Origin of the sequence: Pseudonocardia kunmingensis (assembly GCF_006716445.1) — a bacterium.
Taxonomy (GTDB): domain Bacteria; phylum Actinomycetota; class Actinomycetes; order Mycobacteriales; family Pseudonocardiaceae; genus Pseudonocardia; species Pseudonocardia kunmingensis.
This window is the reverse complement of record NZ_VFPA01000001.1, coordinates 2,875,714-2,897,069: the sequence shown is the minus strand read 5'-3', so window position 1 is coordinate 2,897,069 and position 21,356 is coordinate 2,875,714. Positions and strand designations below refer to the sequence as shown.

The 21,356-nt window shown below is 73.0% G+C and carries 18 protein-coding genes; 16 read left to right on the top strand and 2 right to left on the bottom strand.

Features of this window, described 5'->3' with window-relative positions; all coding sequences use genetic code 11:
* Nucleotides 1-5 precede the first annotated feature (5 nt).
* Together FB558_RS13790 and FB558_RS13785 are read left to right on the top strand one after the other, a co-directional pair.
* Nucleotides 6-1,187 carry a sensor histidine kinase gene (locus FB558_RS13790; protein ID WP_170231293.1) on the top strand — a complete coding sequence of 394 codons (1,182 nt, stop codon included), beginning with the start codon at nt 6-8 and terminating at the stop codon, nt 1,185-1,187.
* The gene (locus tag FB558_RS13785) at nt 1,184-1,804 is read left to right on the top strand and encodes a response regulator transcription factor (RefSeq protein ID WP_246106414.1); all 621 of its coding nucleotides are present in this window, start codon (nt 1,184-1,186) and stop codon (nt 1,802-1,804) included. Before FB558_RS13790 ends, FB558_RS13785 begins: the two co-directional genes overlap by 4 nt.
* 64 nt (nt 1,805-1,868) lie before the next feature.
* On the opposite strand, the gene FB558_RS13780 is transcribed toward FB558_RS13785, so the two are convergent.
* A complete protein-coding gene (locus FB558_RS13780; protein ID WP_142052625.1) occupies nt 1,869-2,507 on the bottom strand; it encodes a class I SAM-dependent methyltransferase in 639 nt (212 codons plus the stop codon).
* A 134-nt stretch (nt 2,508-2,641) separates the two neighbouring features.
* Here FB558_RS13780 and FB558_RS13775 point away from each other — a divergent pair, with 134 nt between their 5' ends.
* Genes FB558_RS13775 through FB558_RS13770 form a run of 3 tightly spaced genes read left to right on the top strand, consistent with a single transcriptional unit; the run spans nt 2,642 to nt 4,477 of the window.
* Entirely contained in the window at nt 2,642-3,412 is a 771-nt protein-coding gene (locus FB558_RS13775; protein WP_246106413.1) for an AraC family ligand binding domain-containing protein, read from the top strand.
* Nucleotides 3,322-3,531, top strand: a complete 210-nt coding sequence (locus tag FB558_RS44470; RefSeq protein WP_246106412.1) for a helix-turn-helix transcriptional regulator — start codon at nt 3,322-3,324, stop codon at nt 3,529-3,531. The genes FB558_RS13775 and FB558_RS44470 overlap by 91 nt, the downstream gene beginning before the upstream one ends.
* A gap of 52 nt (nt 3,532-3,583) precedes the next feature.
* Complete coding sequence (locus FB558_RS13770) at nt 3,584-4,477, top strand: hypothetical protein (protein WP_142052622.1); 894 nt, start codon at nt 3,584-3,586, stop codon at nt 4,475-4,477.
* 14 nt (nt 4,478-4,491) lie between these two features.
* Here FB558_RS13770 and FB558_RS13765 read toward each other — a convergent pair whose 3' ends face one another.
* Nucleotides 4,492-6,906, bottom strand: a complete 2,415-nt coding sequence (locus FB558_RS13765; protein ID WP_142052619.1) for a 4Fe-4S dicluster domain-containing protein — start codon at nt 6,904-6,906, stop codon at nt 4,492-4,494.
* Between the two features lie 431 nt (nt 6,907-7,337).
* On the opposite strand from FB558_RS13765, the gene FB558_RS13760 reads away from it, so the two are divergent.
* The 11 genes from FB558_RS13760 (at nt 7,338) to FB558_RS13710 (ending at nt 20,857) form a co-directional block, all read left to right on the top strand.
* Nucleotides 7,338-7,598, top strand: coding sequence for a hypothetical protein (locus FB558_RS13760; protein WP_142052617.1), 261 nt, complete (start codon nt 7,338-7,340; stop codon nt 7,596-7,598).
* 3 nt (nt 7,599-7,601) lie between these two features.
* On the top strand, nt 7,602-8,078 hold the full coding sequence (locus tag FB558_RS13755) for a hypothetical protein (RefSeq protein WP_142052614.1): 477 nt from the start codon (nt 7,602-7,604) through the stop codon (nt 8,076-8,078).
* Nucleotides 8,068-11,121, top strand: a complete 3,054-nt coding sequence (locus FB558_RS13750; protein ID WP_142052612.1) for an ATP-binding protein — start codon at nt 8,068-8,070, stop codon at nt 11,119-11,121. Before FB558_RS13755 ends, FB558_RS13750 begins: the two co-directional genes overlap by 11 nt.
* Nucleotides 11,118-13,043: a hypothetical protein gene (locus tag FB558_RS13745; protein WP_142052609.1), complete on the top strand. Its 1,926-nt coding sequence runs from the start codon at nt 11,118-11,120 to the stop codon at nt 13,041-13,043. The genes FB558_RS13750 and FB558_RS13745 overlap by 4 nt, the downstream gene beginning before the upstream one ends.
* Nucleotides 13,033-13,641 (top strand): hypothetical protein, encoded by a 609-nt coding sequence (locus FB558_RS13740; RefSeq protein WP_142052605.1) that lies wholly within the window; start codon nt 13,033-13,035, stop codon nt 13,639-13,641. Before FB558_RS13745 ends, FB558_RS13740 begins: the two co-directional genes overlap by 11 nt.
* A gap of 12 nt (nt 13,642-13,653) precedes the next feature.
* A complete protein-coding gene (locus FB558_RS13735; protein WP_142052602.1) occupies nt 13,654-14,670 on the top strand; it encodes a C40 family peptidase in 1,017 nt (338 codons plus the stop codon).
* Between the two features lie 129 nt (nt 14,671-14,799).
* A complete protein-coding gene (locus FB558_RS13730) occupies nt 14,800-15,228 on the top strand; it encodes a hypothetical protein (RefSeq protein ID WP_142052599.1) in 429 nt (142 codons plus the stop codon).
* A 1,438-nt stretch (nt 15,229-16,666) separates the two neighbouring features.
* On the top strand, nt 16,667-18,523 hold the full coding sequence (gene dnaK / locus FB558_RS13725; RefSeq protein ID WP_142052596.1) for a molecular chaperone DnaK: 1,857 nt from the start codon (nt 16,667-16,669) through the stop codon (nt 18,521-18,523).
* Nucleotides 18,520-19,203, top strand: a complete 684-nt coding sequence (gene grpE, locus FB558_RS13720; RefSeq protein ID WP_142052593.1) for a nucleotide exchange factor GrpE — start codon at nt 18,520-18,522, stop codon at nt 19,201-19,203. Before dnaK ends, grpE begins: the two co-directional genes overlap by 4 nt.
* A gap of 17 nt (nt 19,204-19,220) precedes the next feature.
* Entirely contained in the window at nt 19,221-20,420 is a 1,200-nt protein-coding gene (gene dnaJ, locus FB558_RS13715) for a molecular chaperone DnaJ (RefSeq protein ID WP_142052590.1), read from the top strand.
* Nucleotides 20,420-20,857: a heat shock protein transcriptional repressor HspR gene (locus FB558_RS13710; protein WP_142052586.1), complete on the top strand. Its 438-nt coding sequence runs from the start codon at nt 20,420-20,422 to the stop codon at nt 20,855-20,857. Before dnaJ ends, FB558_RS13710 begins: the two co-directional genes overlap by 1 nt.
* Nucleotides 20,858-21,356: the final 499 nt, after the last annotated feature.

Here is a 21,356-nt window from a genome sequence, read left to right as displayed (position 1 = left end):
AGGCCGTGGACGCAACCCCGCTGCTCGGGCCCGAGGAGCGCAAGGTCCGCGCCGCGCGGCGGTTCGGCCGGATCGGGCTCGCCATGACGATCTTCTGGCTGCTCACCGTGCCCGCGTACGGGGTGTGGCTCGCCGGCCTGGACCTGGTCTCCGGGTGGTACCTGTTCGTGCTCTACGTCGTCGCGTTCGGGCTGCACCTGTGGCGGATCCGGCAGCACATGGCCGCGCTCGGAGCACGTGCCCCGTGGTGGTTCGTCGTCGTGGCCACGGTCGTCGGCATCGCGATCACGCTGCTCGGGCTGGCCACGGGCTACCCGGGCTTCATCTGGTCGCTGGTCGGTGGCGTCCTGCTCGGCGACGTCGTCGCCGGTCTCCGGGCGCGGTGGATGATGCTCTGGATCGGGCTGGCCACCGCCTTCACGCTGGTGGCCGGCTACCTCCTCACCGCGCCGTCGCTCGTCGGGACGCCGATCAGCCCCTGGTTCCCCGCGGGCTGCGCGGCGTTCTTCGTCGCCACGATGTGGACGCTGGACGTCGAGCGGCTGTGGTGGCTCAAGGCCGTCACCGACCTGGACGACTCGAGGCGCACCGCCGCCGAGCTCGCCACCGCGCGCGAGCGGCTGCGGCTGGCCGACGACCTGCACGACATCCTCGGGCACGCGCTGGAGGTCGTCGCGTTCAAGAGCGAGCTGGCGGCCCGCCTGCAGGAGGGCGACCCGGTGCGCGCCCGCGTCGAGATGGAGGAGGTGCAGGCCGTCGCACGGCGCTCGCTGAGCGAGGTGCGGGCCCTGGTGCGCGACACCCGCCCCACCGACCTGGGCACGGAGCTGGCCGGTGCGCGCGCGGTGCTGGAGACCGCCGGCGTCGACCTCGTGGTGCGCGGGGACCCTGCGGGCGTCGGCCCGGCCGCCGGCAACGTGCTCGGCCGGGTGCTGCGGGAGGCGATGACGAACGTCCTGCGCCACTCCGAGCCCAGCCGGTGCACGATCGAGATCGATGCGACGGGCGGGCAGGCCCGGCTGCGGGTCGTGAACGACGGCGCCCTGCCCGGCGACGACGCCGACCCGGGCACCGGGCTCGCGGCCCTCGGCCGCTACCTGCAGGAGCACGCCGGGCGGCTGGAGGCCCGTCCCGGCCCGGACGGCACGTTCCGCCTCGACGCCGAGCTGCCCGCGGGCGTTTCGTGAGCTCCCCGGACCGGATCCGGCTCGTGCTGGCCGACGACGAGTCGTTGACCCGCGGCGCCGTCGGGGCGCTGCTGGGCATGGAGACCGATCTCGTGGTCGTCGCCGAGGCGGGCACGGGCGACGAGGCCATCGCGAGCGTCCGCCGGCACCGCCCCGACGTCGCCGTGCTCGACGTCGAGATGCCCGGTCGCGACGGCGCCGAGGTCGCGCAGTGGGTGGCCGCGCACGAGCCCGCCACCCGCTGCATCATCCTCACCCGGCACGCCCGGCCGGGCGTGCTGCGCAGGGCCCTCGCGGCGGGGGCCGCGGGGTTCGTCACCAAGAGCGCGCCGGCCACGCTGCTCGCCGACGTCATCCGCCGGGTGCACGGCGGCGGGCGCTACGTCGACCCGGAGCTGGCCATGACGGCGCTGATGACCGAGGAGTGCCCGCTGACCGACCGGGAGCTGGAGGTGCTGCGCGCCGTCGACGCGACGGGCACCGCGGCGGACATCGCCGCCCGCGTCCACCTCTCCGCGGGCACCGTGCGCAACTACCTGTCCTCGGCGATGCAGAAGCTGGGTGCCGGGTCGCGGACGGAGGCGGTGCAGCGGGCTCGCGACCACGGCTGGTTGTGAGCTGTGACATCGGCCTGCGCTTCGCTCCGGCGGCTCCCTGCTGCAGGACGGCGTCCGCGAGCCGTCAGCGGGTGGCGCGGACGTGCAGCACGCCGAAGCGGCCGCGTTCCCCGGTCCGGACGTCCGTGAAGCCGGCGTCGCGCATCCGGGCGGGGATGCCGTCGCCCGCGTTGGCCCGCAGGTGCTCGTTGCGGTGCACCCAGCGTCCGGCGAGGCCGTGGTGGTGGCCGCCGAAGTCGGCCAGGTGCAACTGCCCGCCGGGGCGCAGGACCCGGCGGACCTCGGTGAGCATCCGGCGCTTCTCCGCCTCGTCGAGGTGGTGGAACATGAAGGCCGACAGCACGCGGTCGACGCTCTCGTCGGCGTACGGGAGCGCACCGGCGGTCCCGCGGTCCCAGCGCACCGCCAGCCCGCGGCGCTCGGCCTTGCGCTGCGCCCGCGCGAGGGCCAGCGGATCGGGGTCGATGCCCAGCACCTCGGCGTCCGGGTGCGTGCGTCGCACCCGCAGCGCCAGGTTCCCGGTGCCGCATCCCACCTCCAGCACCCGGTGGCCAGGGGCGACACCGGCCGCGGTGACGAGGCGGCGGTGCACGTGCGGCACGCCGAGGAGCCAGGTGAACGGGTCGTAGAGCGGGAGCAGCCGGTCCCGCCCCATCGCGGGCAGGTAGTCGTGCTCGGCGTGGGCGGCGGGACGGTCGGACATGGCGGTCGGTCTCCCTCTCCTGCGACGATGTTCCGGTCGTTGTCACCAGGTTCGAACCCGTACGACCTGCTGCCAAGGGAGGATCCTCGGCCGTGGTGGGACGTTCTTCGGCTCGGCGGTCGCCGGGCTCCCGCGTGCCCGTCTACGGCTACCGCCGGGTGCCGGGGGTCCCGCCGATCAGCGTGGTGCGCGGGCGCCACGGCCGCGAGGAGCCCGCGGGCGTCGTGCGTCGCCACCCGCACGCCCACGACTTCCTCGTGATCGTCTACGTCGAGCAGGACGACGGCGTGGTCCGCGTGGAGGACCGCGAGTGGTTCCCGGTGGCGGGCGACGTGTTCGTCGTCGCTCCGGGCGAGGTGGTCGTGGTCGACGAGGCGGGTGGACTCGCCGCGGCGGACGGGTGGGCGGTGTTCTTCCCGCCCGACGTCGTCGCGCCGGCCGATCCCGGTGCCTTCCTGTCCTGGCGGGCTCACCCGTTGCTGTTCCCCTTCGTCCGCGGCGTGGCGGGCGGCGCCCAGCGCCTGCACGTCCCGCCGGCCGGGCGGGCGGCGTTCAGCGAACGGTTCGCGGCCCTCGACCGCGAGCTCCGGGAGCGGCGCGACGGCAGCAACGAGGCGGCGATCGCCCACCTGACGCTCCTGCTCGTCGCGGTCTCCCGGCTGGCCGCCGACGTGCCCGACGACCTCGTCCTGCGCGACGAGCCGCTCCTCGCCGGCGTGTTCGACGTGATCGAGGCGCGGTTCCGCGGGCCGCTGACCCTCACCGACGTCGCGGCGGAGGTCGGTCTCACGCCCGGCCACACCTCACCACCGTCGTGGGCCGCAAGACCGGTCGCACCGTGCAGCAGTGGATCACCGAGCGGCGGATGGTCGAGGCGAGACGGCTGCTGGCCGAGACCGACCTGACGGTGGAGACCGTCGGCGCCCGAGTCGGGTACCGCGATCCGGGCTACTTCGCCCGCCGGTTCCGACGCGCCCACGGCACTGCGCCGTTGGAGTGGCGCCGCGCCGGCCGGACCCGCTGACCCACGGCGACCGCTGGGACACGGTCCGTCCGACCGGTAGCCTCCGGCAGCGATGGAACCGCGACCCGAGCCCCAGCCCCCGTGGCTGCCCGCGGCCCGGCCGTCGCACCCGCCTGCCGCGCCCGTCCCACCGCAGGAGCCGCCGGGCCCGCCCCCGCGCCCGCGGTTCGAGTGGCGGCGGGTCGTCCGTTCCCCGCGGGGCGCCGTCTGCCTCGCAGCGGTCGCGGCGGCGCTGCTCCTCTGGCCCTTCGCCGGCTTCTCCTGGATCCCGTGGCTGATCGGCCTCGGCGCCCTCGTCGTGCTCCGGCTGCTCCGCCTGGAAGGACTGCTGCGCGGTTGGGACCTGCCGCTCGCGTTCCTCGTCGTGGTCGTCGGCCTGATGGTGAGCACCGGGCCGTGGGCCTGGGCCCTCGCCGGCAGCATCGGCGTCCTGCTCGCGGGGCTCATGCAGCTGCCGTGGTGGCGGCTCGCGGCGGTGGGGGCCGTGCTGTGCCTGGCGAGCGGGATCGGCTTCGGGTTCTCGGCCTACCAGGACCGGATCGAGCTCGAGCAGATCCAGGCGCAGGCGGGCGAGCCGCTCCGGATGCGGCTCGGGGAGACCAGACCCGCCCGAGTGCTCCCCGCGCTCCTCTCCGCCGTGGAGCAGGACGACGCCGATCCGGTGTGCCGGCTCCTGTCTCCGCGGGCCGAGGCGGACCTCCTCGCCGCCGCAGGCTCGGCGAGCTGCCCCGAAGCGGTCGCCGAACTCCACCGCCGGGTGGCCGGTGAGCCGGTGCCCGATGAGGAGAACCTGCCCCAGCCGGAACCGTCAGCCGAGCGCTGGAACGTCGACGCGTGCTCGACGGCGTGGGCCCGGGCCGCAGGGCCCGCACTCGGCCGCATCGTCGTCGAGCAGACCGCCCCGGCGGTGCAGCGCTTCGCCGTCGCAGGGTTTGCGCCGTGCTGACGACCTAGCTGCTGCTAACGCTCGTCGTTGTCTGCCTGGCCAGTGGCCCCGTCCGGACGCGCGCCCTTCGGCTCCGCGCCCCCGGTGCTCGCGCCGCCGACCGACACGTCGCCCGCCGGGTCCGCCTGGGCCGCGGACTCGTCGCCCGGGCCGTTGACGGCGGTGCCGCTGGCCGGGGTCGTGTCGGCGGTGTGCGGTGCGCCCGCTCCGACCGAGTCGACCTTCCCGTTCGTCGTGGCGTCCCCGCGTCGGACCGACGCGAGCAGCATCTGGGAGACGTCGAGGATCTCCACGTCCGTGCCCTTGTCCTCGCTCTGGCGCTGCGTGAGGCCGTCGGAGAACATCACGCGGCAGAACGGGCAGCCCGTGGCGATCTGCTCGGCGCCGGTGCCCAGCGCCTCGTCCACGCGCTCGAGGTTGACCCGCTTGCCGATCTTCTCCTCCATCCACATGCGGGCACCACCCGCCCCGCAGCAGAAGGACCGGTCGGCGTGGCGGGGCATCTCGTTGAGCTTCACGCCGGCCGCGCCGACGAGCTCGCGGGGCTCCTCGTAGATCTCGTTGTGGCGGCCGAGGTAGCAGGGATCGTGGTAGGTCACGTCGGTCATCGCGTCCGGGGCGGCGACCGGCACGAGCCTGCCCTCGCGCACCAGCTTGTTGAGCAGCTGCGTGTGGTGCACGACCTCGTAGTGCCCGTCCAGCTGGGGGTACTCGCGCCCCAGGGTGTTGAGGCAGTGCGGGCAGGTGGTCACGATCTTGCGCGTCCCCGGCTCGCGACCCTCGAACACGGTGTTGAGCATCTCGACGTTCGCACTTGCGAGCATCTGGAAGAGGAACTCGTTGCCCGAGCGGCGCGCCGGGTCACCGGTGCAGCCCTCCTCGGACCCGAGGATCACATAGTTCACGCCTGCGCGGTGCAGCAGCTCCGCGGTGGCGCGCACGGTCTTCTTGGCGTTGTCGTCGAACGCGCCCGCGCAGCCGATCCAGTACAGGTACTCGGTGTCGGGGGAGAGCTCGCCGTCGAAGACCGGGACCTCGAAGTCCAGGCCCTTGGTCCAGTCCAGGCGCTCCTTGGCGTTCTGGCCCCACGGGTTGCCCTTGTTCTCCAGGTTGCGGAACAGCACGCCCAGCTCGGAGGGGAACTCCGACTCGATGAGCACCTGGTGGCGGCGCATGTCGACGATGTGGTCGACGTGCTCGATGTCCACCGGGCACTGCTCGACGCACGCCCCGCAGGTGGTGCAGGACCACAGCACGTCGGGATCGATCACGCCGCCCTGCTCGAGCGTGCCGACGAGCGGGCGCACCGCCTGCTCCGGGCCCGACCCCGGCACGCGGCCGAAGCCGGACTCGGGCACGTGGTGGCCGTGGCCGCCGGCCTGGTCGGCGCCACCGGTGACGGAGACGGCGCCCTCTTCCGGCATGTCCTTGCCGTCGATCAGGTACGGGGCCTTGGCGAGCAGGTGGTCGCGCAGGTCCATGATCACGAGCTTCGGCGACAGCGGCTTGCCGGTGTTCCAGGCCGGGCACTGGCTCTGGCAGCGGCCGCACTCGGTGCAGGTCGCGAAGTCGAGCATGCCCTTCCACGTGAAGTCCTCGACCTTGCCGCGACCGAACGCCGCCTCCTCCGGCGGGTCCTCGAAGTCGATCGGCTTGCCCTCGTGCTCGATCGGCTGCAGCGGGCCCAGCGCCTTCGGCATCCGCTTGGCGGAGACGTTGATCGGCGCCGTGAAGATGTGCAGGTGCTTGCTGTAGGCGATGATCACGGTGAAGACCAGCATCACGCCGATGTGCAGCAGCAGCCCGACGCTCTCGAGCACGAACAGCGTGCCCTCACCGATCCCGGCCATGAGACGGCCGACCCCGATCGAGACGAAGGCTCCCGACTCGTAGGGGAACACCCCCAGCGCCGAGGACGCGCCGCGGAAGAAGAACATCGTCCACAGCACGTTGAAGATCATGAACAGGATCAGCCACGCGCCCCCGGTGTGGGAGCCGTAGAACCGCGACGCGCGCGCCTGGCGCTCCGGCGCGTTCCGGATGCGGATCACGGCGAACACGGCGAGCGAGATCAGCGCGGCGGTGGCGATGAAGTCCTGGAGGAACCCGAGGACCGGCCAGCGGCCGATCAGCGGGATGTGGAAGTCGTGGTCGAACAGCGCCCCGTAGGCCTCGAGGTACACCGTGATCAGGATCACGAACGCCCAGAACGTGAAGAAGTGGGCGAGCCCGGGCACCGACCACCGCAGGAGCTTGCGCTGCCCGAAGACCTCGACGAACTGCGCCTTGATCCGATCGCCCAGGCCGTCGGTGCGGTCGTGCGCCGGCTGGCCGGACCTGATCAGCTGGTAGAGCCAGTAGGCGCGGCGGCCGGACACGGCCAGCGCGAGCGCTGTCATCGCCAGGCCGATGACGAGTCTGACAACCACGGGCTCTCCTCCCAGGGCTGGCGCCGCGGGTGGTGGGCCGCGGTGCCGTTGCGGAGCAGGGTAGACCGGTGCTCCCCATCCGTCGCCGATGTCGTTCCGGCTGTTCACCGGGGAACCTACTCATCGGTAACAGCGGAGCGCGATGTGACCCTAACCCGCCGTTCGGGTACCTGGCTCGGTCTACGCGCCCGGTCTTCGTCACTCAACCGGTCCAGATCGACCGCTCACCGCACGCTTCGTTCACCCCTGCGCAGTGCCGCGTGGCGCTCCGTGTCACTCGGTTCTGCCGCCCGGGCGACCCTCTATGCTCCCGCTGGTCAGCATGGTCTACTCGTCGCGGTGCCCGAGCAGACCAGGTCGGGTGTCCACCAGCCCGAGGGGGTCGGGTCAGCGGCGAACTCGGGTTGGCAGCGCCACGAGGAGGAGCCGTCATGACCGGACCACAGGTGCTCGTACTGCACGCGCAGGCCCTGAGCACCAACGGTCTCCAGGGCTGGATCACCGACAACGTCGTGCCGCTCATCCTGCTCGGCATCGCGATCATCCTGCTGTGGATCGGCGGCAAGGGCGACAACGCCGGTGTCGCGCGGCGCAGTGTGGGGCTGGTCGTCGGCCTCATCGCCCTGGGCATCGCGGTCTCGGGCAACGGCCCCGAGATCGGGAACTTCCTGGCCGGCCTCCTCGTCGGGTGATCAGTGCTCGTCCGCACCGACGACGAGATCTACCGCGTCGACTCCGTCTGGCTCGGCCCACCGCGCGCCACGTTCCCGTGGCGCGCGCGGTACGTGAGCTACGGGCTCGGCCTCCTCGTCATGATCCTCATCATGTTCGTCCAGCGCCGGCTCGGGATCGGCCTCGACTTCTTCTCGGTGGCGTGGGCGCTCCTGCTCACGATCGCCGTCACCCGCTTCCTCGGGCAGCGCATCGACTACGAGCGACCGCTCGGGCAGGTCGTCGGGCTCTTCCGCCACGAGGTCACCGGCCCGCGGCGGCGCACCGCGGGAGAGGGCGGCGTCGTCCGCTCGAGCCGGGTGCGGATCGGCCCGGCCGTCCGGTCGCGGTCGCAGCGCAAGCGTGGATCGGGCAGGCGCGGAGGCCGCGCCGTCGAGCAGTGGCAGCCAGGGCGCCGGGCGGAACCCGCGCGCCGGAAGGGACGTTCGCGTGTCGCGTGACGCGAGCCGTGGTCACAAGTCGTCGGGCAAGGCGGGGCGGCGCCGGGGCCGGGCACTCGCGGGGGACAGCGGTCTGCCCACCTACGAGCCCGACATCGCCCTGCGGTCCATCGAGGGGCACCTGACCCGCACCGGTGCGCAGGTGATGGCCTGGTACCGGCTGGCGGCGCAGGCGTGGAGCTTCCGCAGCGACTCGCAGCGCGAAGCGCTGATCCGCCAGATCGCCGCGCAGCTCGGCGAGCTGCAGGGGCGCTGGCTGCACCTGCGGGTGACGACCCGGCCCTACCCCGTGCACATGTGGGCCGAGTCGTTCGACCACAACGCGCTCGGCCGGATGCCCGATGTCGCGGGCGCGCTCGGCTGGGACGCGTTCCTCGAGGGCGAGCAGCGCCACCTGATGGGCCTGTCGATGTCGGACAAGGAGGTCTTCCTCGGCATCGAGGTCTCCGGCCGCAGGATGCTCGACCGCTGGGTGGAGCGCGCCGCGCCGGTGCTCGGCAGGGTCGCGCCCGCGGCCGTGCGGGCCGAGACCGCGGCCCTGTCGTCGGAGGTCGGGCACCTCGACGCGCTCGTCGCCGGCTCCGGGCTCGACGCGGTGCCGGCATCGTCGGACGACATCGCCTGGCTGATGCACCGGTCCTGCGCGCTGGGCCTGCCCGCCCCGCGCACGCTGTCGGTCGTACCCGGTGGCAGCCACCGCTGGGAGACCGAGGATCTCGCGGCCTTCACCGACGGCGTCGAGATGCACCAGGAGCCCTACGCGCCCACCGTGCGCGTCGTCGGGCGGCTGCGGGCGCAGACGGTCAGCCGCAACGTCGCCGTGATGTCGCTCGGGCTGATGGACGGCCTGCGCATCCCCGAGGTCGACGACCCGTGGATGCAGCACTCCGACCGGCTCCCCTTCCCGGTGGAGTGGTCGGCGCGGATGTACATCCGCCGGCCCGAGGACGTGGCCGGTGAGCTGCAGCGCCAGATGGGCAAGGTGCGCAGCCAGATCCGGCACTACACCCACGACCACGACCTCGACCCGCCGATGTCCCTCGCCCGCCAGGCCGACCGCGTGCTCGAGGTCGAGGACGAGCTCACCAGCGGCCTCACCCAGCTCAACACGCGCCTGTACGGCTGGTGGCGGGTGGCGGTCTCGGGCAAGGACGAGGCCGAGGCCATCAGCCGGGCCCAGCAGGTGCTCGACGTCTACCGGCCGAAGGTGCAGGTCGAGCACCCCGAGGCGCAGTACCGCTACGCGCGCGAGTTCATCCCCGGGGAGCCGCTGGCGTCCACGGCCTACCGCCGTCGCGGCTCGGTGATGTGGGCGGCCGCCGCCGTCCCCGCGGCCACCGCGTCCGTCGGCGACCGGCGCGGAATCATGATCGGCGAGACCTGCACGGCCACCCGGCGGCCGGTGGCGTGGGACCCGTGGCTCGCGCAGGAGGTGCGCCGCGCGTCCGGGCTCACGGCGGTCGTGGGGGGACTCGGCTCCGGCAAGTCGTTCCTGACCGGCCTCATCACCTACAAGACGCTGCGCGCGGGGGCCCGCTGGACGTTGCTCGACCCCTCGGGGCCGCTCGCGCAGCTCACCCGCCTGCCCGAGCTCGCGCCGTTCTCCCGGCACATCAACCTGCTGCGCGCCGATCCCGGCATCCTCAACCCCTACCGCGTGGTGGCCGAGCCGCGCCCGGAGCACTTCGCCGACGAGGAGGACCCGGAGCGGGCGTGGCGCCGCGAGCGCTCCCTGGCGGCCGCCACCCGTCGCCGGCTCGTGCTCGACGTCCTCACCGGCCTGCTGCCCTACGACGTGTCCCGGATCCCGCACACCCGGATCGTGCTGCTCCGCGCGGTCCGCGAGGTCGGCGGTTCCCCGGACCGCCACCCCGGCCAGGTCATCGACGTGCTGCGCAGGCACGCCCGCGACGGCGAGGAGCACGCCGGCATCGTGGCCGACTTCCTGGAGGAGCGCCGGGAGCTGCCGCAGGCGGCCCTGCTGTTCCCGGACACCACGCGCGAGGACCCCTGGCAGGCCGACCGCGACTACCGGCTCACGGTGCTCACGATGCAGGGGATGACGCTGCCGCGTCCGGGCAGCCCGCGCGAGGAGTGGACCGACTCCGAGGCGCTCGCCGTGGAGCTGCTGAACCTGGCGTCGTGGCTGACCCAGCGCACGATCTACGACGCGGACCGCAACCTGCGCAAGGGCGTGGCCCTCGACGAGACGCACTTCCTGTCCCAGGTGCCCACCGGCAAGGTGCTGATCGACCGGCTCGCACGCGACTCCCGCAAGTTCAACGTCCGGGCGCTGTTCGCCTCGCAGCTGGCGGGCGACCTGCTGCGCGTGTCGGGTTTCGCGTCGCTGGTCAACGCCGTCTTCGTGGGGCGCACCGACGACGAGGAGGCGCAGGCCGAGGCGCTGCGGCTGCTGAAGGTGCCCACCGGGGTGGGCTACGAGCAGATGCTCGGCACGCTCTCCCCGCGACCGCGGCACGACGACCGGCCCGACGACACCCCGCGCCAGTTCATCTTCGCCGACGGCCACGGCGGCGTGGAGAAGATCCGCATCGACCTCGAGGCACCGCACCTGGAGCACGTGCGCGAGGCGCTCGACACCAACCCCGACGCGAGCCGCGTGGCCGTGCGGGGCGTACCGGCCGCCACCACGCCGGAGGCGGTCCGGGCACCCGACGAGCCCGCGCCGCCGCAGCCGATCGTGTTCGCGCGCCCGGCGGGGCGTGTGGTCGACCTCGGCAGCGACCTCGGCGACGAGCTGCCGACCGTCCTCGACGCGGACGACGACTTCCACACCCTCGACGACCCCGAAGGCCTCCTGGACGGGGGCCCGGCCGGCGCGTCGGCACCCCGGGCCGACGCGCCTCGCCTGCGTGGTGACGAGCACCTGGACCTCCTCGGCGACGTCGACACCGACGACCTCGAGGCCGGTGGCCTCGACGTCGAGGACCTCGACGCGGGGGTCATCGACGCGAACGCCGGAGCCGGGGGCGCCCGCGAGGGCGAGGGCCGCGTCCGGGCGGCCGGGGAGGCCGTTCGGTGATCGCCGCGGGCCTGCCGGCGGCTGCCGGCTGGCTGCCGGTCGCCCTCGTGGTGGCGGCGGCCGTCCTGGTCGAGGCCCGTCGCCGTCGCGGCCGCCGCAGGCGCGGGCCGGCGCGGTCTCCGCGCCGGCGGCTGTCCGTGCTGGTCGTCGCCGGGCTCGTCGGCGGGTCGGTGCTGCTCGGGCAGCCTGCGTTCGGGCAGACCTTCGACTGCAAAGAACCCCCCGAGCCGGACCGGCCGGGCACGGGCCTCGTCGGTTCCCTCGATCCTCCGCGGGCGTCCGGTGGCGTGGAGGGCAGCGTCTACCGAGAGGTGGGCTACGCCGGCCTCGTCTGGCACAACTACGACATCGGCTGCGGCGGTGCCGCGCTCAACCCCGCGACCACCACGGACACCTGGTTGGGCAACCAGACCCTCAACGTCGCGAAGTTCGCCGTCGGCGGCGTGAACTGGGCGCACTACCTCATCGCCGACGGCGGGGAGCTGCTCTCGCCGCTGGACCAGCTGATCAGCGACGGCACGCGGGCGATGTACGACGCGGTCTTCACCACCTGGGTCGGCGTGGCGCTGCTGGTGCTGGCCGTTGTGCTGCTGCTGCTCGCGCTGCGCGGCGACCTGGCCCGCCAGACCCAGCGCGCGGCCTTCGCGGTGGCGGCGCTCGTGGTCGGCTCCGCGGCCTACCTGGCCCCCGTCGACTGGGCGAAGGCCGCCGACGGCCTGCTGCTCGACGGCGTCACACAGATGCAGGAGGGGTTCCTCGGCCAGATCGGGCTCGGCAACCGCGACACGCTGCCCACGGTGCTCGTGGACCAGGTGATCTACCAGAACTGGTTGCGCGGGGAGTTCGGTTCGCCGGACGTGCCGCAGGCCCAGGAGCTGGGGCGCGACCTGCTGCGGGCGCAGACGTTCACGATCAATGAAGTGGCCGAGGGCCGGGACACCCAGCAGCTCGCCGAGCAGAAGAAGGCCGAGTTCACCGCGCTCGCCGACCGCATGGGCGACCGCTACCCCTACTTCCAGGGCGAGTCGGGCAGCCGCATCGGCGCCGGGATCCTCTCGGTCGTGCAGGCGCTGTGCATCGCGCTGTTCCAGCTCCTGTCCAAGGTGCTCGTGCTGGTGGCGATGCTCCTGCTGCGGCTGATGGTGATGACGGCGCCGGCCGTGGCCGTCGTCGCGATCCTCAAGCCGGAGATCCTGCCCGCCCTGCTGCGCGTGGCGGGAGCGGCGATCGTCAACACGCTGGTGGTCGGTGCGCTCGCCGGCCTGCACGCGCTGCTGGTGGTGTCGCTCTTCCGGCCGGGCGCCGGGATCGACCTGTGGCTCGCGCTGCTCGTCACCGGGGTGGTGACGGTCGTCCTGTGGGCGGTCGCGCGGCCGTTCCGGCGGCTGGTGTCGATGGTGTCGCTCACCCGTGAGCAGTTCGGCGGCATCGTCCCGGGCGCGGGCACCGGCCCGATGTCGCGGGTGTGGCAGCGGGTGCGCGGGGCCCCCACCGAAGACCGCCAGACCCGGTGGTGGGACGAGCGGCGCGGCGCAGGCGAGGCCGGTGGGTATCCCGAGGGCGGGCGCCCCGAGTCCGAGCCGGGGATGCGGGTGTCCGGCGCGGCGGACGACCGGCCGGCCCGGCGACACCGCACGGCCGAGGCGCCCGTGCCCCCCGAGCTCGTGCCTGCGGCGCGCCGTCCCGCCCTTCCTGTGGGGCCCGACGGCATGGCCGCGGGCGGTGGCGTCCCCGGCTGGTCCGATGCCGGCGAGGTGGACGACCGCGTGATCTACCGCAGGCCGGACGCGGTGCCGCTGCGCCCCGGCGCCGCCCGCCCGGTCCAGGCCGAGATCGTCGACGGCGTGCCGGTCTACCGGATCTACCGGCCGCACTCGGCGCAGTCGGTCCACAGCCCTCCGGGGACCGGCCGTGCCGATTAGGACGTCCCACGGGCGGTCCGCCGCGTACCGGGCGATCTGGGCGTGGCCGCTGCGCTCGCCCGTGCGGTTGGCGGTCACGGTGGTGGTCGTGGTGGCGCTGGCGGTCGGGGTGACGCTCGCCGTCGCCTTCCTCAACGGGACGCCGCCGGGCGGCGCTGCGCCCGACGACGGCACGACGACCGCAGGGCCGTCCACGCGCGGTCCCGGCGGCTCCGGCCCGCCGCCGAGCCCCACGCCCACCATGCTGCCGCCGGTGCCCGCGCTCACCCCGTCCCCGCTGCCGCTGTCGCAGGCCCCGGACGAGGCGATCGAGGTGGCGGCGCTCTGGTCGGCCGCATGGGTGCGGCCTGCCGAGGGCACCACTGCCCAGGAGTGGCTGGAGGGGCTGCGTCCCACGACCACCGACGAGTACCTGGGCGTGCTGAGCGGGGTCGACCCGGGCAACATCCCGGCCACGCGGGTCACCGGGGAGCCCCGCCCGGTCGCGGTCGCCTCGAGCTCGGTGCAGGTGGAGGTGCCGACCGACGCCCTCACGCTGGTCGTGCTGGTCGTGGACACCGAGGCGGGCTGGCGCGTCGCCGGCTACGACCGGGCCTGACGGCGGCGCACGATGCTCCTGGCGCGGCCGCTGCGGCTCCTCGTCCCGGTGATCGCCGTCATGGCGGCGCTCGGCCTGTTCCTCGGCATCGGGTTCATCGCCTTCACGGCGAGCACCGGTGGGGGCGGCGGGGTCGCCACCACCGGCTCCTGCGACCCGAGCGTGCGCGCGCCTGCCGGGCCGCTGGCCGGCAGCCGGGCCGGCACGCGGATCGGTGACCTGAGCGAGGAGCAGCGCCGCAACGCGGCCACCATCATCGGTGTCGCCCGCGACATGGGTGCGCCGCCCCGGGCCTGGCTGATCGCGCTGGCCACCGCGATGCAGGAGTCCACCCTCCGCAACATCAACTACGGCGACCGCGACTCGCTCGGGCTCTTCCAGCAACGCCCGTCCCAGGGCTGGGGCTCACCCGCGGAGGTCACCGACCCGGTCTACGCCACCCGGATCTTCATCGAGCGCCTGCTGCAGGTGGGCGGCTGGGAGGACATGCCGGTCACGGTGGCCGCCCAGACCGTGCAGCGCTCGGCGTTCCCCGACGCCTACGCGAAGTGGGAGGGCCTCGCGGCCGAGCTCGTGCAGCAGCTCGCCGACGTCGCCGACCCGACCGGGTGCGGGCGGACCGCCGTCCTGCCCCAGGGGGTGGCGGGGGCGGCCATCGCGTTCGCGCTGGGTGAGGTCGGCAAGCCGTACGTGTGGGGGGCGACGGGCCCCAACACCTACGACTGCTCCGGTCTGGTGCTGCGCGCCTTCCAGGCGGCGGGGATCAACCTCCCGCGGGTGTCCCGCCAGCAGTTCTACGCGGGCGGGCACGTCCCGATCTCCCAGGCGCAGCCCGGCGACCTGCTGTTCTACGCCACCGACCCGTCCGACCCGTCCACGATCCACCACGTCGTGCTGTACATGGGCGACGACCAGATGGTGGAGGCTCCCTACACCGGTGAACGGGTGCGCGTGCGGCCCGTGCCGTGGGACTACGAGGAGCTCGTCCCGCTCGCGACGCGCCCGGGCACCACTCCGAACCGCGCCTGACCGCGTCCTCGTCCCCCGCCCCCCGGGCGCGTGCACGGCGGGTCGCGGCGGGCATGGCCGGAGCCGGGCCCGCCGCCCGGCGGCACTACTGTCGCGCTCGGCCTCTCGTACGAGCAGGAGTAGCGAACAATGCCCCCCGACAGCCCGGTTCCGGCGTCCACGACCCCCGTGCAGGACTACCTCGACCGACCCGCCCCCGGCGCGACCACCGACCACCTGGTCGTGCCGCGTTCGCTGGCGCAGTCCATGCCGCTGCGCTGGCAGCAGGTGTTCGTCGGGCTGCTGGCCGACCTGCACGACGCGTACGGACACCTGTCGTGGCCGGAGTACAAGGTCGTGCCGAGCCGGTGGGAGCTGCTGGTCGACCTCGACGAGGAGCAGCTCGCCGCCGCGGGCTACCACGCCGACCTCGGCCCGGACGGCGAGCTGGAGTACCGCGACGCCGCGGAGGACGTGGTGGCCGACCCGGAGCACCACCGTGTGCTCGCGCCGGTGGACGACCCGCTGCCCCCGGCGTCGGCGGGGCGGGTGGAACCCCGCCCCGCAGCGCCGCTGTAGAGCCGGCGGCGAGGACGGCCGTCAGCACGGACCGCCGAGGCGACCCGCAGGCCCCGCCTGAGCCTCCTCCGCCGGGACGCGGTCCGAGCGCGATGATCGGCATGTCGGCGCGTTCCCGGGCGGAATCTGTCGCCCTCCCACCACTCCTGCTGATCATGGCCGTTCCCGCGTTCCGGAACGCACCCGTCCACGACCCGGTCGACGTCATGGGTCTCTGGCCGCGGGTCGCAGACCCGTGGTGTCGACAGGGTCATGAGTTCCTTCCGCGGGCGGGCCGTCCCCGGCTCGAGGCCGCTGCCTCCCGCCTCGGCCCGGGTCTTCGGCGCAGTCGGCACCTTCCCCTGACCCCTCCCGTCGGCGAGGTGGCCGGGTTGGGTCAACTGCCGATCATCGTGGCTGGGTGGGCGGTCGTACCCGACATGGCCCAGGCCGGTTCTGGACGAGTCCGTCGCTGCCGGGTGGGTGCGGGTGCGCACCTTGCGGCGGTCCCGTTGCGCCCCCTTGCTGTGATCGTGGGCCTGGTCCGAGGTGGACGGCGCCGTGACGAACGGCACTTTCGTCGGCTAGGTACTGACGAGAGTGCCGTTCGTCCGGGTGGGAGCCTGACGGGTGCCACGCGTCTGGCTGTGGGGCCGTTCCAGGCCCCTGCCACGGACATGATCAGCGAAAACGGGACATGACCTGCACCGAGCACACCTGCAGCACATGTCCCGATCCCACCGATCACGAGCCTCGAACCCGCCCAGACTGCCCGAACTACACGGGTAGAGGGGTGCAACGGGACCACCGCAAGATGCGTGGCATCCGGCAGGGGCGTTCTCGTCCCGGACCGGCCTGGGCCCGTGTCGGGGACGGCTGCCACGGTGACCACGTAACTCGGTAGTTGTGCCCACCCGACCACTCGCCGACGGGAGGGACGGGCAGAGGCGGGTGATCGGTCCGCAGACCCCGGCGAGGGCGGGAGGCAGTGGTCTCGAGCCGGGAACGGCGCGCCCGCAGGAGCGTTTCCATGGTCAGGTGGACGTGACGGTCGCCCAGATGCGGGAGAACAGCGCTGACGTCGACTTGATCGTGCATGATCGGCGGAAGTGGTGTGAGAGCGACAGATCTGTCGCCGTGACACCACTCCTGGCGATCATCGAGGCGAACCGGCGTGCGAGAAGCACAGGACAACGGCCGCGAGAAACCTGAGGTGCAACTCGGAGCGATCTCGCCGGGCGGCGGGATCGCGTCCCCCCGTCACCGCGGACCTCCGTGCGACGCGCGCCACGGCGCGGCACCGGGCGAGATCGCGCGTCCCGGGAACACGGCAGCGGGGCGGCGCGTTGGACCGGGCGAGCAAGTTGAGCGGAACCGGCTCAAGGGCGGTGCGATCGTCCGAGCGGTTCCGTGGCAGACTTGAGCGAACTGAACTCAAGCTATCTCGGAGGCACTCACCATGGCTCGTGCGGTCGGCATCGACCTCGGGACCACCAACTCCGTCGTCGCCGTCCTCGAAGGTGGCGAGCCGACGGTCATCGCCAACTCGGAGGGGGCACGCACCACGCCGTCCGTCGTGGCCTTCGCCCGCAACGGCGAGGTGCTCGTCGGGCAGTCGGCGAAGAACCAGGCCGTCACCAACGTGGACCGGACGATCCGGTCGGTCAAGCGCCACATCGGCACCGACTGGAAGACCGGCGACGTCGACGGCAAGACCTACTCCGCGCAGGAGATCAGCGCCCGCGTGCTGCAGAAGCTCAAGCGCGACGCCGAGTCCTACCTGGGCGAGGAGATCACCGACGCCGTGATCACCGTCCCGGCGTACTTCGAGGACGCGCAGCGCCAGGCCACCAAGGAGGCCGGGCAGATCGCGGGCCTCAACGTGCTCCGCATCGTCAACGAGCCCACCGCGGCCGCGCTGGCCTACGGGCTGGACAAGGGCGAGAAGGAGCAGACCATCCTGGTCTTCGACCTCGGTGGCGGCACGTTCGACGTCTCGCTGCTGGAGATCGGCGAGGGCGTCGTCGAGGTGAAGGCCACCAACGGTGACAACCACCTCGGTGGCGACGACTGGGACGAGCGGGTCATCAGCTGGCTCGTCGACAAGTTCAAGAACGCCCAGGGCATCGACCTCACCAAGGACAAGATGGCGATGCAGCGGCTGCGCGAGGCCGCGGAGAAGGCGAAGATCGAGCTGTCGAGCCAGTCGACCGCCACGATCAACCTGCCCTACATCACGGTCGACGCCGACAAGAACCCGCTGTTCCTCGACGAGACGCTCTCGCGCGCCGAGTTCCAGCGGATCACGTCCGACCTGCTCGACCGCACCCGTGCCCCGTTCAACCAGGTGGTCAAGGACGCCGGCATCTCCGTCGGCCAGATCGACCACGTGGTGCTCGTCGGCGGCTCCACCCGCATGCCGGCCGTCACCGAGCTGGTCAAGGAGCTCACCGGCGGCAAGGAGCCCAACAAGGGCGTCAACCCGGACGAGGTCGTCGCCGTCGGCGCGGCCCTGCAGGCCGGTGTGCTGCGCGGTGAGGTCAAGGACGTCCTGCTGCTCGACGTCACCCCGCTGTCCCTGGGCATCGAGACCAAGGGCGGCGTGATGACCAAGCTCATCGAGCGCAACACCACGATCCCCACCAAGCGGTCGGAGATCTTCACCACGGCCGACGACAACCAGCCGTCCGTGCAGATCCAGGTGTTCCAGGGTGAGCGCGAGATCGCGGCCTACAACAAGAAGCTCGGCATGTTCGAGCTGACGGGTCTGCCGCCCGCCCCGCGCGGCGTGCCGCAGATCGAGGTGTCCTTCGACATCGACGCCAACGGCATCGTGCACGTGTCCGCGAAGGACCTGGGCACGGGCAAGGAGCAGTCGATGCAGATCACCGGCGGCTCCGCGCTCGGCAAGGACGAGATCGACCGGATGATGCGCGAGGCCGAGCAGCACGCCGAGGAGGACAAGAAGCGGCGTGAGGAGGCCGAGGTCCGCAACCAGGCCGAGTCGCTCGTCTACCAGACGGAGAAGTTCGTCAAGGAGAACGACGAGAAGCTGCCCTCCGACGTCAAGGACTCGGTGAACAGCGCGCTCGGCGAGGCCCAGTCGGCCCTCAAGGGCACCGACACCGACGCCATCAAGGCGGCGATGGAGAAGCTCGCCACCGAGTCCCAGAAGATGGGCTCCGCGCTGTACCAGCAGCCGGGTGCCGAGGGTGCCGCTCCGGGCGGCGACGCCGGCCAGCAGCAGGCGCAGCAGGACAACGCTGACGACGTGGTGGACGCCGAGATCGTCGACGAGGAGAAGGACAAGAAGTGACGGAGCACGACAACCGCAACGAGGCCGCCGAGAACGGCGACGGTGAGCGGGTCGTGGTCCGGGACCGGCGCCGGATCGACCCGGTGACCGGCGAGGTGCGCACCCCGGCCGGTGAGCCGGCCGGGGTCGCCCCCGAGGCCGACGCCCCCGAGGAGCCCGCCGGGCTCGATGCCGTCGCGTCCGCGGAGCTCGCCGCGCAGGTGGCCGAGCGCACGGCCGACCTGCAGCGGGTGAGCGCCGAGTACGCCAACTACCGCCGACGCGTCGACCGTGACCGGGAGAGCGTGCTCGTCGGGGCGCGGGTGCAGTTCGTCTCCGAGCTGCTCACCGTGCTGGACGACCTCGACCGCGCCGAGGCCCACGGCGACCTCACCGGCCCGTTCAAGTCGGTCGCCGACAAGCTGGTCGCCGTCGTGCAGAAGCTCGGCCTGGAGCCGTTCGGGTCGGAGGGCGAGCCGTTCGACCCCTCGGTCCACGAGGCCGTGCAGCACGAGGCCGGCACCGAGGAGGGGCCCACGGTCACCGTGGTCTCCGCGGTGCTGCGGCGCGGCTACCGCATCGCCGACCGCGTGCTGCGGCCGGCGATGGTCACGGTGGCCGACCGCCCCGACGACGGCACGCTCGCCGAGCCGACTGACGACCCGGTGCCGACCGAACCCGATCCGGCCGTAGAGCCCTGAGGCACGAGGGAGGCGGAGTGACCCAGCGGGACTGGATCGAGAAGGACTTCTACCGCGAGCTGGGCGTCGCCTCCGACGCCTCGGCGGACGAGGTCAAGAAGGCGTACCGGAAGCTCGCGCGCGAGCTGCACCCGGACGCCAACCCCGGCGACGCCAAGGCCGAGGCCCGCTTCAAGGCCGTGTCCGAGGCGTACGGGGTGCTGTCCGACGAGAAGAAGCGTCGCGAGTACGACGAGACCCGCGCGCTCTTCGCGGGCGGCGGCGGGTTCGGCCCCGGGGGAGGCTTCCCCGGCGGCTTCGGCAGCGGCGCCGGCGGGCAGGGCTTCGACCTGAACGACCTGTTCGCCCGCGCCGGTGCCGGTACGCCCGGCGCCGGTGGTGCGGCGCCGGGTGGGCTGGGCGACATCCTCGGCGGCCTGTTCGGCAACCGGGGGGCCGGTCCCACCACCTCGCCCCGCGCGCAGCGCGGTGCCGACGTCGAGAGCGAGCTGCGGATCGACTTCGTCGACGCCGTGCGCGGCGCCGAGGTGCAGCTGCGGCTCGCCGCTCCGGGCCGTTGCGAGCGCTGCGGCGGCACCGGCGCGCGTCCGGGCAGCACCCCGCGGACCTGCCCCACCTGTTCCGGGGTGGGGCTCGTGAGCCGCAGCCAGGGCGCGTTCGCGTTCTCCGAGCCGTGCCGCGACTGCCGCGGCACCGGCCGGATCATCGACGACCCGTGCTCCGAGTGCGGTGGCGACGGCGTGAGCACCCGCACGCGCACGCTCACCGTGCGCGTCCCCGCGGGCGTGCAGAACGGGCAGCAGGTGCGGTTGAAGGGGCAGGGTGAGCCGGGCCGGGGCGGCGCTCCGGCGGGCGACCTGTACGTGAAGGTCAACGTCACCCCGCACCGGCTGTTCGGTCGGTCCGAGCGCAACCCCGACGACCTCACGCTGACCGTTCCGGTCACCTACCCGGAGCTGGTGCTCGGCAGCACGGTCACGGTGCCCACGCTCGACTCCACCGTGTCCCTGAAGATCCCGGCGGGCACGGCGAGCGGCCGCACCTTCCGCGTCCGCGGGCGCGGCGTGCAGCGCCGTGGGAAGTCGGGCGACCTGCTCGTCACCGTCGAGGTGGCGGTGCCGTCGCGGCTCGACGAGCCGGCCACCGAGGCGCTGCAGTCCTACGCCGAGGCCACGAAGGAGTACGACCCGCGAGCCGACCTGCTCGGAGGTGCGTGATGACCAGCGGTGGTCCCGGGCTCCCGCCCGGTACCAACATGGACAGCCCGGTGTTCGTCATCTCGGTGGCGGCGGAGCTGGCCGGTCTGCACGCCCAGACGTTGCGCAGCTACGACCGGCTGGGGCTCGTCCGCCCCGGCCGGTCGGCCGGCGGCGGGCGCCGCTACTCGGCGCGCGACATCGCCCTGCTCCGCGAGGTGCAGCGGCTCTCCCAGGAGGAGGGCGTCAACCTCGCGGGGGTCAAACGGATCATCGAGCTGGAGCAGCTCGTCGACGAGCTCCGCGGCCGTCTCGAGGAGATGGCGCAGGAGCTCGACGCCGCCCGCGCCGCCGCCGAGCAGGCCGCGGCGTCGGTGCACGCCTCCTACCGCCGCGACCTCGTGCCGGTGGACCGGCGGCAGGCGCTGGTGGTGTGGAAGCCGAAGCGCCGGTCCTGACCGGCGCAGGGCTACTTTGTCTGGCATGCCTGGTGAGGAGTTGGGCGGTGGGCTGGTTCCGGCACGCGAGGACGAGCAGCGTTTGGAGGATCTCATTGCTCGTCGGAAACTCCGGCTGGGGCACGCGGGCGGTCTGACCGGCCGTCGACCGCGACCGCAGCGGCCCGGGCTCCGGCCTCTCGGCGAGACTCTCGAGCAGCTCCGCCGCGACGAAGACCGGTGATCGAGCCAGGTGGGCAGCTGTCACCGAAGATCGTCAAGGTACCAGCCAGCGGATACGGTTTCCTACGGGGTGAGTGCCCAGTCCCGCTTCTGTGAGCGGCCACGGTGTGGCGAGATGGCCGATCACGAGGTCCTGTATGTCCCCGAGGATGTCCGTAGCGATGTCGGGTAGGTCTTGCCTGGCGACCACAGTAGGAATGCGGGGTACTTGCGTGGCCAACAGGCGTGGCTTTCCGTTCGTGGTCGTGAGCGCGATGTGAGGGGTTGCGAGCAGCGC